A 13,203-nucleotide genomic window follows, 5' to 3' on the forward strand; every position below is an offset into this window, starting at 1 on the left:
TCCGGCGTCCTCTACTCTGAGCGGGTGAAGATCGGGATCCTGACCTCCGGGGGCGACTGCCCCGGCCTCAACGCCGTCATCCGCGGTGCCGTCTACAAGGGCATCAAGGTGTACGACCAGGAGTTCGTGGGCTTCCGCGGCGGCTGGCGGGGAGTGGTCGAGGGCGACATCATGCCGCTCGAGCGCTCCGACATCCAGGGCATCGCGAAGCAGGGCGGCACGATCCTCGGCACGAGCCGCACGAACCCCTTCGAGGGCGAGAACGGCGGCCCCGAGAAGATCGCCGCGATGATGGAGCGCAACGGCATCGACTCGATCATCGCGATCGGCGGAGAGGGCACGCTCGCCGCGGCGAAGCGCCTGACCGACGCGGGCCTCAAGATCGTCGGCGTCCCCAAGACCATCGACAACGACCTCGGCGCCACCGACTACACCTTCGGCTTCGACACGGCCGTCGGCATCGCGACCGACGCGATGGACCGCCTCCGCACCACGGGCGACTCGCACGGCCGCTGCATGGTCGCCGAGGTCATGGGCCGACACGTCGGCTGGATCGCGCTGCACTCCGGCATGGCCGCGGGCGCGCACGTCATCCTCATCCCCGAGAAGCGCACGTCGATCGATCAGATCGTCGAGTGGGTGCAGAGCGCACAGGACCGCGGTCGTGCGCCGCTCGTCGTCGTCGCCGAGGGCTTCTCGCTCGACACGATGGACGACGCCCACTCCGAGCGCGGCCTCGACGCCTTCGGCCGCCCGCGCCTGGGCGGCATCGGCGAGATGCTCGCCCCCATGATCGAGGAGCGCACGGGCATCGAGACCCGCGCCACCACCCTCGGCCACATCCAGCGCGGAGGAACGCCCACCGCGTTCGACCGCGTCCTCGCGACCCGCCTGGGCATGGCCGCGATCGACTCCGTCGTCGCCGAGCACTGGGGCCGCATGGTGGCGCTGCGCGGCACCGACATCTACCACGTCGACTTTGCCGAGGCCCTCGGCACCCTCAAGACCGTGCCGGACTCCCGGTACGAGGAGGCGCGCACGCTCTTCGGCTGAGCGGCGCGCCCCTCGGGCGGCTCAGCCCTTCGCGCCGTCCGGGGTCGCCGTAGCGACGATCTGCGCGCGGCCCAGCGTGTGGAAGTGGACGTTGAAGCCCAGGATCGCCGGCGTCGACTCCGGATCGAGGTCGAGGCGCTCGACGTCGAGGGCGTGCACGACGAAGAAGTAGCGGTGCTCGCGGTCCGGCGGCGCCGCTCCGATGAACTGGCGCAGCCGCATCTCGTTCGGCAGGGTCTGCGCGCCGGGCGGCAGCAGCTCGAAGCCGGCCGCCCCCGCTCCCGTCGGCAGCTCGCTCGTCTCGGCGGGCAGGTTGTAGAGCGCCCAGTGCCAGAAGCCCGAGCCGGTGGGCGCGTCCGGGTCGAAGACGGTCACTGCGAAGCTCTTCGTGCCCTCGGGCGCTCCCGACCAGGCGAGATGCGGAGAGACGTCCTCGCCGCCCGAGCCCTCGCCGTAGTGGCGGGCGGCCAGCGAGGCGCCGTCGACGATGTCGTCGCTGGTGAGGGTGAAGGACGGCACCTCCCCGAGGCGGGCGTAGGGGTCGTAGTTCCAGTCGGACATCGGGTTCTCCGTTCGGACGGGGCGACCCGCGATCGCGGGCCCTCTCCAGGGTACGAACGCACACGACGAGGGCCAGGGCTTGCGGAGCACCTGCTCAGGAGCCGAGGTAGCGGCCGGGCCGGTGGTTGAATGCGAGCACGAGGTTGAGCACCACGACGCCGGCCGCCGAGATCAGCACGTTCACCGGCGGCACCACGAGCAGCGCGGCCACGACGACGCAGGCGTCGAGCGCCATCATCACGTAGCCGGCCCGCCAGCCGAGCCGCTCCTGCGCGATCAGGGCGACGATGCTGAAGCCGCCGAGGCTCGAGCCGTGACGGAACAGGATCAGCAGGCCGATGCCGGCGAGCACGTCGCCCGTGAGCACTCCGTAGACCGGCTCGATGCTCAGCGTGCCGAACGCGAGCGGATGCAGTCCCGCGAGCACCGAGACGAGCACGATCGAGAACATGGTCCGCAGGGTGAAGCGCCAGCCCTTCTTCCACAGCGACAGCGCGAGGAACGGGATGTTGACGACCACGAGGATCACGCCGAACGGGATCGGCAGCGGATAGCCCAGGAGCAGCGCCAGCCCCGCGGTGCCGCCGGTGACGGCCTCGCTCGCCCGCAGGAGGAACAGGCCCAGCGAGACGACGAACGCTCCGGTCACCAGCCCGAAGACGTCCTCGATCCGGGAGTGCGGCAGGGTGGCGGAGGTGTCGGTCACCCGCCGATGCTGTCACAGCCGTGTTGCGGCGCCGTTTCCCGAGCGGCCGCACCCTCGTAGGATGTGCCGGTGCTGCCGAAGATCCTGCTGTTCTACCGCTTCGTGCCGCTCGCCGACCCCGAGGCGATCCGGCTCTGGCAGCGCGAGCTGTGCGAGTCGCTGGGCCTGCGCGGTCGGCTCCTCGTCTCGAAGGACGGGCTGAACGGCACGCTCGGCGGCGAGATGGGGGCGCTCAAGCGCTACCTCCGCCGCACGAAGGAGCATCCGGCGTTCCGGGGCCTGGACGCGAAGTGGAGCGAGGGGTCCGGCCTGGACGAGGACGGCGCGAGCGTCGACTTCCCCGGGCTCACGGTCAAGGTGCGCGACGAGATCGTCTCGTTCGGCGCTCCGGACGAGCTCCGCGTCGACGAGCACGGCGTCGTGGGCACCGGCGTCAAGCTGCAGCCCGACGAGCTCGACGCGCTCGTCGCCGAGCGCGACGACGTGGTCTTCTTCGACGGTCGCAACGCCTTCGAGGCCGCGATCGGCCGCTTCGACGGCGCCGTGGTGCCCAGCGTCGCGAGCACGCGCGACTTCGTCGAACAGCTCGACTCCGGTGTCTACGACCACCTGAAGGGCCGCCCCGTCGTCACGTACTGCACCGGAGGCATCCGCTGCGAGGTGCTCTCGAGCCTGATGACCGCGCGCGGCTTCGGCGAGGTGTACCAGCTCGACGGCGGGATCGCCCGGTACGGCGAGGCGCGACGCGACTCCGGGCTCTGGCGCGGAGCGCTGTACGTCTTCGACGGCCGCGGGTCGCTGACGTTCTCGCCCGACGCCGAGGTGATCGGGCGCTGCGCCGGGTGCGCCGCCCCGACGAGCCGGATGCGCAACTGCCCCGATCCCGCCTGCCGCGCCCAGCTGGTGGTGTGCGGGGAGTGCGACGAGCTCGCCTGCGCGCGGCACCGGGTAGACCCTAGGGTCGGGGCATGAGCATCGAAGCGCGCGGCCGCACCCTCGTCGACCTCCACACCGACCCCGAGCTGCTGAGCGTGGTGAACGTCTGGGACGCGGTCTCGGCGTCCACCGTCGCCGCCCTGCCCGCCACCCGCGCCCTCGCGACCGCGAGCCACTCCATCGCCGCGACGTTCGGCTACGAGGACGGCGAGCGGATCCCGCTGGATCTGCACCTGGGCATGATCGCCCGCATCGTCGCCGCGGTCGAGGTCCCGGTCTCGGCCGACCTCGAGGCCGGCTACGGCGACGCGGGCGAGACCGTCCGCCGCGCGATCGAGGTCGGCGTCGTCGGCGCGAACCTCGAGGATCAGGCGAAGCCGCTCGCCGACGCGCTGCGCGCCGTCGAGAAGGCCGTCGCGGCCGCCGAGGAGGAGGCCGTGCCCTTCGCCCTGAACGCGCGGACCGACGTGTTCCTGCGCGCGGGCGACCGCGACCGCTCCGAGGTCCTCGCGGACGCCGTCGAGCGCGGCCGCGCCTATCTCGACGCGGGCGCCACCTGCTTCTTCGTGCCGGGCCTGCTCCAGGACGCCGAGATCGAGGCGCTCGTCGCCGCGCTCGGCCGGCAGCGGATCAGCGTGATCGGCGTTCCGGGGTCGCAGTCCCCCGCCCGCTTCGAGGAGCTGGGCGTCGCCCGCATCTCGTACGGTCCGTGGACGCAGCGCGTGGCGCTGACCGCCCTGCAGGACACGGCGAGCGCCCTCTACTCCGGCGGCGCGCTGCCCGAGGGCACGCGGGCGCTGAACTGAGCACCGCCTGAGCCTTCCGGGACGGGGGCGCCCTCCCGGGCGTAGCGTGGGCCCATGTTCCGAGCCATCGTCGTCGAGCAGCAGGACTCCTCCGACACCGCCGTCCCGAACCGCGCCTCGCTCGTCGAGCGCGACGAACCCGATCGTGCCCACGGCGACGTGGTGGTCGCCGTCGAGTACTCGAGCGTCAACTACAAGGACGCCCTCGCCCTCGCGGGCCGTCCCGGCATCGTCCGGCGCCCGCCGCTGGTCGCCGGGATCGACCTCGTCGGCACCGTCGAGTACGCCGACGGCGCGGCGGCCGAGCGCTTCGACTCCGGCGACCGCGTGGTGCTGAACGGCGCCGGGCTCGGCGAGCGGGTGGACGGGGGGCTCGCCGAGAGGGCCCGTGTCGACTCCGCCTCGCTCCTGCGCCTGCCGGGAGCGATCTCCTCGGCGAGGGCCGGGGCGATCGGCACCGCCGGCTTCACCGCGATGCTCGCGGTGCTCGCGCTCGAGAAGCACGGCATCCGACCCGGCGCCGGGCCCGTGCTCGTCACGGGAGCGGCGGGCGGAGTCGGCTCGATCGCCGTCGCGCTGCTCGCGCGGCTGGGCCACGAGGTCGTCGCGTCCTCGGGCCGCTCCGTCGAGCAGGGCGACTTCCTGCGCCGCCTGGGCGCCGCGGAGGTCGTCGATCGCGCCGCGCTGCAGGACGCGGGCAAACCGCTGCAGTCCGAGCGCTGGGCGGGCGCCGTCGACTCCGTCGGCTCGCACACGCTCGCCAACGTGCTCGCGCAGACCCGCTGGGGCGGCGCCGTGGCGGCCTGCGGACTGGCGCAGGGCCCGGACCTGCCGACGAGCGTGATGCCGTTCATCCTGCGTGGAGTGACGCTCGCGGGCGTCAACTCGGTGGAGGCGCCGCGCAAGCTCCGCGAGGAGGCCTGGCGGCGCCTCGCGCACGACCTCGACCTCGAGCTGCTCGACGAGCTCACGACGACGGTGTCGCTGAGCGGCGCCCTCGACATCGCCGAGGACGTCCTCGCGGGGAGGGTGCGCGGGCGCACGCTCGTCGACGTCCGGGCGTGACCGCGCGATCGCACCGGAGCGGGTAACCGCGCCGAAACAGGGCCTGCGTAGGGTCGGCCGCATGAGCACCGTCGACAAGAGCGCAGCCGGCATCGGCGAGCGCCAGTACCACATCGGGATCGCACCGGGAGAGGTGTCGACCGTGGCCCTCCTGCCGGGCGATCCGTTCCGCGTCCCGATGATCGCCGAGTTCCTCGACGACGTGCGCGAGGTCGCGCACAACCGCGAGCACCTCACGATGACCGGGACCTACAAGGGGCACCCGATCACCGCCACCAGCACCGGCATGGGCTGCCCGTCGACCGCGATCGCGGTGGAGGAGCTCGCGCGGGTCGGAGTGACCTCCTTCATCCGGGTCGGCAGCTCGGCGGCCACGCAGCCCGGCATCGAGCCCGGTGCGCTGCTCGTGAGCGAGGGGACGCTGCGCAACGACGGCACGTCCGCCGCGTACGCGCACCCGGGCTTCCCCGCGGTGCCCGATCTCGCTCTCACGTCGGCGCTGCTCGAGGCGACGCGCGCGATCGCCGAGCGCGAGAGCGTGCCGGTGCACTCCGGGATCAACGCGAGCGACGACGCCTTCTACGCCGAGACCCCGGAGTGGATCGCGACGCTCGAGCGGCACGGGATCCTCAACGTCGAGATGGAGTCGAGCGCGCTGTACGTCGTGGCCCGGCTCCGGGGGCTCCGTGCGGGCATGGTCTGCGCCTGCTCGAGCAACCTGGTCGACGGGGCGAGCCTGTACTCCGGCACGAAGGAGCGCCTGGCGCAGGGCTGGCGGCTGAGCATCGAAGCCGCTCTCGAGACGGCGGTGAGGCTGAGGCTCTGACGGCGGGGTCGCCGAGCCAGGTGCTACTCGGCGGCCTCGGTGGCGCCGCTGGGCTCGGCCGAGGCGTGGCCGACGGAGGGGTCGGCGCGAGGAGTGCGGGGCTTCGGAGTCGGCTTCGCGGACGCCTTCCCGGCGGTGCTCTGCTGCGAGGTCGGCTTCGTCGCCGGCGGCCGCTTCTTCGGCGCGGCCTTCTTCTCGGCCACCGCCTCGGCGACCGCGGACGTCTCGGCCACCGCCTGAGCCGTGTCCAGCGCCGCGTCCTCGGCGGGCGATGCGGGCGGCACGCTCGCCCGGTCGGCCTCGGCCGCTCCGGCCGCCTCCGTCTCACGGGCGATCGCCGCCTCGTCCGCCGCCGCCAGCCGCGCCGCGGCCTGCTCCGCGACCTCCGGGACCACGACGAGGTCGTCGGTCTCGATGATCGGGATCGCCGCCGTCGTCGGGCCGAGCTGCAGGGCCGCGATGAGCTCGGGAGCGTGCTTCGTGCTGATGATCAGGCGCGACCAGTCCTCGTCGACGAGATCGATCACCACGGCCGCGGCCGTGCGCTTGATCAGCAGGAAGTCCTTGCCGCCGTGGAACTTCCACGTGCCGGCCGCGATCGTGAGCGGCACGGCCGTGCCCGGGGCGCGGATGCCGCGGACCCAGATCCACGGGTCCTCGGTGACCGTCGCCGAGCGGATGCTCGCGCGATCGATCACGACGTCTCCGCGATGGAAGGCGAGCAGGCGCTCGGCCCTCGTCAGGCGCAGTTCGAGGCGGTCGGGGAGCACGGTCACGACGGGCATGCCTCTAGTCTGCCCCGAGTCCCCGCACCGCCGGGGAACGGATCGCTCGGCGGTGCGACCATGGACGGATGCCGATGGATCCCGACGAGCTGCGACGCCTGGACGCGCTGCTGGCCGAGCGGCAGGACGAGGCGCGCCGCGAGGCGGCCGTCCTCGACGAGGCCCTCGCCGAGCTGCTGCTCGCCCGCAGCGACGGCACGGCCGACGACGAGCACGACCCCGAGGGCACGCCGCTCTCGGCGGAGTGGTCGCGGATGGCCGGGGTGCGCGACGCTCTGACGCGGACGGAACGAGAGCTCGCGGAGGCCCGCCGCCGGGTCGGCGAGGGCGAATACGGCGACTGCGCCTCCTGCGGGCGGCCCATCGGGTCGGCGCGCCTCGCCGCCCGCCCCACCGCGGAGCTCTGCATCGACTGCGCACGGCGGGCCGAGCGCTCGCGCTGACCCTCGCACGCCGGCCATCGCCCGCCCACCCTCGTCCACCGGCCCTCGTCCGCCGGCCTCCTCTGCTGGCCCTCGTCTGAGGGCGTGCACAGTCATCGGCTCGGGGAAGCGCGGGTGCGTCTGCGAGAGTTCGCAGGTTGTGCCGCCGTGCCCCCGCGGTGCGTCCCGTGCGCTCCTCCCCTTCCGCTCGAAAGGCCCACCCCATGACCGAGACGTCGACCGACCGCGGCGCGACCGGCGCCCCTCCCGCTCCCGACCGCCGGGCCTGGCGCTCGCTGATCGTCCTGCTCGCGGGCATGTTCATCGCCCTGCTCGACACCACGATCGTCAACGTCGCCCTGCCGACCATCCGCACCACGCTCGACGCCTCGGAGTCGACCCTGTCGTGGATCATCTCGGGCTACGCGCTGGCGTTCGGCCTCGCCTTGATCCCGGCCGGGCGCCTCGGCGACCGCTTCGGCCACAAGTGGGTCTTCGTCAGCGGAGTCGCGCTCTTCACCGTCGCGAGCTTCGCCTGCGGCCTCGCCGCCGACGACGTCCAGCTCGTCATCGCCCGCATCGTGCAGGGCCTCGCGGGCGGCATGTTCGTGCCGGCGGTCAACGCCTACATCCAGCTGCTCTTCCGCGGTCCGTCGCGAGGCAGGGCCTTCGCGATCATGGGCGCCGTCCTCGGCGTCTCGTCGGCGCTCGGCCCGATCATCGGCGGCCTGATCATCCAGGCCTTCGGCGACGAGAACGGCTGGCGCCTGGTGTTCTGGGTGAACCTGCCCATCGGAGTCGTCACGCTCCTCGCCGCAGCCCGCCTCCTCCCCGCGCGCCGCGAGCTCGAGACCGGCCCCCGCGCACCCAGCGGCGGTGTCGACTGGCTCGGCCTCGTCCTGGTCTCGGGCGGACTCGTCGCACTGCTCGTCCCGCTGATCCAGGGCGAGGACGAGGGCTGGCCGCTCTGGACGATCCTCTCGATCGCCGGCGGCGCCGTCCTGCTGGCCGCCTTCGGCGCGTGGGAGGTCCTGTACGTCCGCCGCGGACGCACGCCGCTGGTCCCGCCGTCGCTCTTCCGCCACCCGGCGTTCACCGGAGGCGTGATCCTGGCGCTGGTCTACTTCGCGGCGTTCACGAGCATCTTCTTCACGATCTCGCTGCTCTGGCAGTCGGGTCTCGGCCACACGGCACTCGAGTCCGGACTGGTCTCGATCCCCTTCGCCATCGGCAGCATCATCAGCTCCTCGCAGAGCAACCGCCTCACCGCGCGTCTGGGGCGCAACGTCCTCGTCCTCGGCAGCGGCCTCCTCGCGATCGGCCTGGCCTGGGTGTGGCTCGTGCTGCTGACCGCGACTCCGGACTCGATCACGAACTGGCAGCTGCTCGCTCCCCTGCTGATCGCGGGACTGGGCAACGGCTTCTTCATCGCCCCGAACGTGCAGTTCATCGTCGCCACCGTCGACCCGCAGGACGCGGGTGCGGCGAGCGGAGTGATCTCGGCCATCCAGCGCATCGGCTCGGCCGTGGGCATCGCGGTGATCGGCAGCGTCCTCTTCGGAGGGCTCATCATCACCGGACCCGACACCGTGGCCTCCGGGTTCCTCGACGCCGCCGCACCCGCGATGCTGCTCAGCACCCTGATGGCCGTCGCGGCTTTCGCGCTGGTGTTCGTCCTGCCGAAGTCGGTCTCGCGCCGCTGAGGGCTCCTGCGGGGCGGCGCCGCCGCCCCGCAGGAGTCCCTACGGACGCGCCGCCGCAGCCGCCTTCGCCGCCGCGGGCAGGGCGTCGACGATGCGCCCGATCGCGGCGTCGTCGTGCGCGGCCGACACGAACCAGGCCTCGAAGACCGAGGGCGGGAGCGAGACCCCCGAGTCGAGCATCGAGTGGAAGAACGCCGGATAGCGGAACGCGTCCTGCGCCTGCACCTCGGCGTAGTCGCGCACCGGTCGCCCGAGGTCGGTGAACACGAAGCTGAACAGGTTGCCCGCCGTCTGCACGGTGTGCGCGACCCCCTCGGCCGACAGAGCGGCCGACACCTCGCGCTGGAGGGTCGCGGCGGTGGCGTCGAGGGCGGCGTAGACCGCGTCGTCGGCCAGCTGCAGCGTGCGGATGCCCGCGGCCACGGCGACCGGGTTCCCCGACAGCGTGCCCGCCTGGTACACGGGTCCCAGCGGAGCGAGGTGGTCCATCACGTCCGCTCGGCCGCCGAGCGCGGCGACCGGCATGCCGCCCCCGATGACCTTGCCGAACGTGTAGAGGTCGGCCCGGTACGGAGCCTCGGCGTCGCGGTTCTCGAGGCCCCACCATCCGCCGGCGCTCACCCGGAACCCGGTGAGCACCTCGTCCATGATCAGCAGCGAGCCGTTGGCGTGGACGAGGTCGGCGAGGGCCGCGTTGAAGCCCGCCTCCGGAGCGACGACGCCCATGTTCGCGGCCGCCGCCTCGGTGATCACCGCGGCGATCTCGGAGCCGCGCTCGGCGAGGACGGCGCGCACGGCGTCGAGGTCGTTGTAGGGCAGCACGATCGTCTGCGCGGCCGTCGCGGCCGTGACGCCGGCCGAGGCGGGCAGCGACAGGGTCGCGAGTCCGGAGCCGGCGTCGGCCAGCAGCCCGTCGGAGTGGCCGTGGTAGTGACCCGAGAACTTGATCAGCAGATCGCGCCCGGTGACTCCGCGGGCGAGCCGGATCGCCGTCATGGTGGCCTCGGTGCCGGTCGAGACGAGCCGCAGCTTCTCGATCGGGGAGACGCCGCCCGCGGTGATCCGCGCCTCGACGAGCTCGGCGAGCTCGGTCTCGGCCGGGGTCGATGCACCGAACGAGAGGCCGCGCGCGGCCGCCTCCTGCACCGCCGCCACGACCTCGGGGTGGGCGTGGCCCAGCACGGCCGGGCCCCACGAGCAGACCAGGTCGACGTACTCGCGCCCATCGGCGTCCGTGATGTGCGGACCCGAGGCCGAGACCATGAAGCGGGGCGTGCCGCCGACCGAGCGGAAGGCGCGGACGGGCGAGTTCACGCCGCCGGGGATCGCGTGCCGGGCACGCTCGTACAGGCTGTCGTTCGCCGAGACGGCGTTCACCGGGGAAGTCACCCCTCCACGATACGGCGCGCTCGCTGCGCGCCCGGTGGACGAGGAGGGGTCTCGATCAGCGCTTCAGCAGATCGCGAGCGATCTCGACCGCCCAGTAGGTCAGCACGGCGTCGGCGCCCGCACGGAGGATGCCCGTGACGGATTCCAGGATCGCCGGCTCGCGCGAGATCCAGCCGTTCGCGGCGGCGGCCTCGATCATCGCGTACTCCCCCGACACCTGGTACGCCCAGACGGGGACGTCCGAGACGGCGGCCACATCGGCCAGCACGTCGAGGTAGCTCATCGCGGGCTTCACCATCACGACGTCGGCACCCTCGGCGAGATCGAGCGTCGCCTCGCGCAGACCCTCGCGGCGGTTCGCCGGGTCCTGCTGGTAGGTGCGGCGGTCGCCCTCGAGCGTCGACTGGACGGCCTCGCGGAAGGGCCCGTAGAAGCTCGACGCGTACTTCGCCGAGTAGGCGAGGATCGCCGTGTCCAAGTGACCCGACTCGTCCAGCGCACCGCGGATCGCTCCGACCTGGCCGTCCATCATCCCCGACAGCCCGAGCAGGTGCGACCCCGCCTCGGCCTGCGCGAGCGCCATCTCCTCGTAGCGCAGGAGCGTCGCGTCGTTGTCGACCCGGCCGTGCTCGTCGAGGACCCCGCAGTGCCCGTGGTCGGTGAACTCGTCCAGGCAGAGGTCGGTCTGCACGACCAGGGCGTCGCCGACCTCCGCCACCACGGCGCGGGTGGCGGCGTTGAGGATCCCGTCGGGGTCGGTCGCGCCCGAGCCGACCGCGTCGCGGGTGGTGGGCACGCCGAACAGCATCACGCCGCCCAGTCCCGCCTCGGCCGCCTCGGTCACCGCTCCCCGGACGCTGTCGAGGGAGTGGTGCATCACCCCCGGCATGGAGCCGATCGGACGGGCATCGGTGATGCCCTCCGCGACGAAGAGGGGGAGGACGAGCTGGGCCGGGTGGATGCGGGTCTCCTGCACGAGCCGGCGCATCGCCGGGGTGGTGCGGAGTCGCCGCGGACGGATGGCGGTCATGCTTCCAGCCTAACTCCGCTCAGGTGAGCGGCTCCTGGAGCAGAACCTCTGCTGAGAGTGGGGTCGCTCCGCTGTCGGGCGACACCCCCTGCTCTCGGCTGACGTTCTGCGACGACCGCCCCGGTCAGCGGCCCGCGTGCTCCGCGGCGACGCGGGCGACCGCGTCGATCAGGGACGAGGCCGAGCGCTCGTCGGCGACGATGTCGACGCGGAGGCCGAAGGCGCGCGCGTCCTTCGCGGTCTGCGGGCCGATGGCCGCGACGAGGGTCGACTCCGGGATCGGGCCCAGCTGGCTCTGCACCTGCTCGGCGACGCTCCCCGAGGTGACGAGGATCGCGTGCACCGCGCCGCTGGCGACATCGGCGACGACGCGGTCCTCGACGGGGACGCCGACCGTGCGGTAGGCGACGACCGAGCGGACGTCGTGGCCGATGCGCGTGAGGCCCTCGGTCAGCAGCGGCTTGGCGATCTCGGAGCGGAGGGTGAGGACGCGCAGCGGGTGCTTGCCGCCGGTCGCCTCCTCCCACTCGGCGAGGAGACCGCGAGCGGAGTTGTCCTCGGACGGGACGAGGTCGACGGCGTAGCCGGCGGCGACGAGCGCGGCGGCCGTGGTCTCGCCCACCGCGGCGACGCGGGTCGTCGGGGGGACCGTGGTGCGCAGCAGCGACAGGACGTCGACGGTGGTCGCGCTCGTGACGGTCATCCAGTCGAAGGCGCCGGCCTCGAGGTCGGCGAGGGCCTGCTCGAGCGCCGGGAAGTCGTCGGTCGGAGCGAAGTTGATCATGGGCGCGACGACGGGCGAGGCGCCCTTCGCGCGGAGGGCCGCGGCGACGCCGTCGCCCCACGGGCCACCGCGGGGGACGAGCACGCGCCAGCCCTGCAACGGCTTCTCCCACTGGGAGTAGGCGGCGGGGACGATCACGAAGGGGCTCCCAGGGGTGCGAGGTCGGCGGCACCCGCACCGAGGAGCGCGTCAGCGAGCAGGGAGCCGCAATGGAACGCGGCATCGACGACGGGCAGTTCGCGACCACCATACTGCGGATCCGCCGAATGTCGACCTCCGCCGAGGGAACCGTTACCGACCCGCTCCCTCACCTCGCGGGCGAGCGAGGCGGAGCCGTCGGTCGCGAAGACGACGCCGCGCAGCACGACCTCGTCCCCCGCGATCGAGGCCGTCGCGCCGATCGGAGCGGCGCAACCGGCCTCCAGCGCGGCGAGCAGGCTCCGCTCGGCCGTGATCGCGGCGCGGGTCGGAGTGTGCTCGACGGCGGCGAGGGCCGTGCGCAGCTCGTCCGACGGCTCCTCGTCGCGGACCTCGATCGCCAGAGCGCCCTGTCCGGGCGCGTGCGGCGAGACGTCGAAGTCGAGCAGCTCGGTGATCGCCTCGGTCCGGCCGAGCCGGGTCAGCCCCGAGACCGCCAGCACGATCGCGTCGAGCGCCGAGTCGCCCTCCTCCGTCACCCGGCGCAGGCGCGTGTCGATGTTGCCGCGGATGTCGACGATCTCGAGATCGGGGCGGGCCGACAGCAGCGCGGCGCGGCGCCGCGGGGAGCCCGTGCCGACGCGCGCTCCCGGGGGCAGGGTCGCCAGCGTGCGGCCGTCACGGGCGCAGAGCGCGTCGCGCGGATCCTCGCGCTCGGGGACCGCGCCGAGGACGAGCCCCTCGACGGGAGCCGTCGGCAGGTCCTTCAGGGAGTGCACGATCGCGTCGCAGCGCCCCGCCAGCAGCGCGTCCCGCAGGGCGCTCACGAAGACGCCGGTGCCGCCGAGGGACGCCAGCGAGCCCGTCATGCGGTCGCCGTCGGACTCGATCCGCACCAGCTCGACGGGCACGCCCGCGGCGGCCGCCATGCGGTCGGCCGTCATGCGGGTCTGGGCGACGGCGAGCGCGCTCGCGCGCGTGCCCACCCGGATGCTCACG

General features: G+C 73.2%; 14 protein-coding genes. 7 read left to right on the forward strand and 7 right to left on the reverse strand.

All coding sequences use genetic code 11. The features are described from left to right. The first annotated feature begins 24 nt into the window (after window positions 1-24). Complete coding sequence (locus IOC53_RS03835) at window positions 25-1,053, forward strand: 6-phosphofructokinase (RefSeq protein ID WP_207403064.1); 1,029 nt, start codon at window positions 25-27, stop codon at window positions 1,051-1,053. A 21-nt stretch (window positions 1,054-1,074) separates the two neighbouring features. On the opposite strand, the gene IOC53_RS03840 is transcribed toward IOC53_RS03835, so the two are convergent. Both IOC53_RS03840 and IOC53_RS03845 read right to left on the reverse strand, forming a co-directional pair. Then, window positions 1,075-1,614: a YbhB/YbcL family Raf kinase inhibitor-like protein gene (locus IOC53_RS03840; RefSeq protein WP_207403065.1), complete on the reverse strand. Its 540-nt coding sequence runs from the start codon at window positions 1,612-1,614 to the stop codon at window positions 1,075-1,077. A gap of 94 nt (window positions 1,615-1,708) precedes the next feature. Continuing rightward, a complete protein-coding gene (locus tag IOC53_RS03845; protein WP_207403066.1) occupies window positions 1,709-2,320 on the reverse strand; it encodes a YitT family protein in 612 nt (203 codons plus the stop codon). 72 nt (window positions 2,321-2,392) lie between these two features. On the opposite strand from IOC53_RS03845, the gene IOC53_RS03850 reads away from it, so the two are divergent. From IOC53_RS03850 to IOC53_RS03865, 4 genes are all read left to right on the forward strand, one after another. After that, window positions 2,393-3,292 carry a rhodanese-related sulfurtransferase gene (locus IOC53_RS03850; protein ID WP_242682895.1) on the forward strand — a complete coding sequence of 300 codons (900 nt, stop codon included), beginning with the start codon at window positions 2,393-2,395 and terminating at the stop codon, window positions 3,290-3,292. Further along, entirely contained in the window at window positions 3,289-4,062 is a 774-nt protein-coding gene (locus IOC53_RS03855; protein WP_207403067.1) for an isocitrate lyase/phosphoenolpyruvate mutase family protein, read from the forward strand. The genes IOC53_RS03850 and IOC53_RS03855 overlap by 4 nt, the downstream gene beginning before the upstream one ends. A gap of 54 nt (window positions 4,063-4,116) precedes the next feature. Then, the gene (locus IOC53_RS03860; RefSeq protein ID WP_207403068.1) at window positions 4,117-5,127 is read left to right on the forward strand and encodes an MDR family oxidoreductase; all 1,011 of its coding nucleotides are present in this window, start codon (window positions 4,117-4,119) and stop codon (window positions 5,125-5,127) included. Between the two features lie 61 nt (window positions 5,128-5,188). Then, entirely contained in the window at window positions 5,189-5,953 is a 765-nt protein-coding gene (locus tag IOC53_RS03865; protein WP_207403069.1) for a nucleoside phosphorylase, read from the forward strand. A 23-nt stretch (window positions 5,954-5,976) separates the two neighbouring features. Here IOC53_RS03865 and IOC53_RS03870 read toward each other — a convergent pair whose 3' ends face one another. Continuing rightward, window positions 5,977-6,738, reverse strand: a complete 762-nt coding sequence (locus IOC53_RS03870) for a hypothetical protein (protein WP_207403070.1) — start codon at window positions 6,736-6,738, stop codon at window positions 5,977-5,979. A gap of 68 nt (window positions 6,739-6,806) precedes the next feature. Here IOC53_RS03870 and IOC53_RS03875 point away from each other — a divergent pair, with 68 nt between their 5' ends. Both IOC53_RS03875 and IOC53_RS03880 read left to right on the forward strand, forming a co-directional pair. Continuing rightward, entirely contained in the window at window positions 6,807-7,181 is a 375-nt protein-coding gene (locus tag IOC53_RS03875; RefSeq protein WP_242682888.1) for a TraR/DksA C4-type zinc finger protein, read from the forward strand. 203 nt (window positions 7,182-7,384) lie between these two features. After that, window positions 7,385-8,863, forward strand: a complete 1,479-nt coding sequence (locus IOC53_RS03880) for an MFS transporter (RefSeq protein ID WP_207403071.1) — start codon at window positions 7,385-7,387, stop codon at window positions 8,861-8,863. 39 nt (window positions 8,864-8,902) lie between these two features. Here the strand turns inward: IOC53_RS03880 and hemL are convergent, their stop codons facing one another. The 4 genes from hemL to hemC form a co-directional block, all read right to left on the reverse strand. Continuing rightward, window positions 8,903-10,252 (reverse strand): glutamate-1-semialdehyde 2,1-aminomutase, encoded by a 1,350-nt coding sequence (hemL, locus tag IOC53_RS03885; protein WP_307786060.1) that lies wholly within the window; start codon window positions 10,250-10,252, stop codon window positions 8,903-8,905. Window positions 10,253-10,307: 55 nt separating this feature from the next. After that, on the reverse strand, window positions 10,308-11,282 hold the full coding sequence (gene hemB, locus IOC53_RS03890; RefSeq protein WP_207403072.1) for a porphobilinogen synthase: 975 nt from the start codon (window positions 11,280-11,282) through the stop codon (window positions 10,308-10,310). Window positions 11,283-11,406: 124 nt separating this feature from the next. Next, window positions 11,407-12,201, reverse strand: a complete 795-nt coding sequence (locus IOC53_RS03895; protein ID WP_207403142.1) for a uroporphyrinogen-III synthase — start codon at window positions 12,199-12,201, stop codon at window positions 11,407-11,409. Then, complete coding sequence (gene hemC, locus IOC53_RS03900) at window positions 12,201-13,202, reverse strand: hydroxymethylbilane synthase (protein ID WP_207403073.1); 1,002 nt, start codon at window positions 13,200-13,202, stop codon at window positions 12,201-12,203. The genes IOC53_RS03895 and hemC overlap by 1 nt, the downstream gene beginning before the upstream one ends. Window position 13,203 lies beyond the last annotated feature (1 nt).

Origin of the sequence: Rathayibacter sp. SD072 (genome assembly GCF_017355185.1) — a bacterium.
In the GTDB taxonomy this organism is placed as follows: Bacteria; Actinomycetota; Actinomycetes; order Actinomycetales; family Microbacteriaceae; genus Rathayibacter.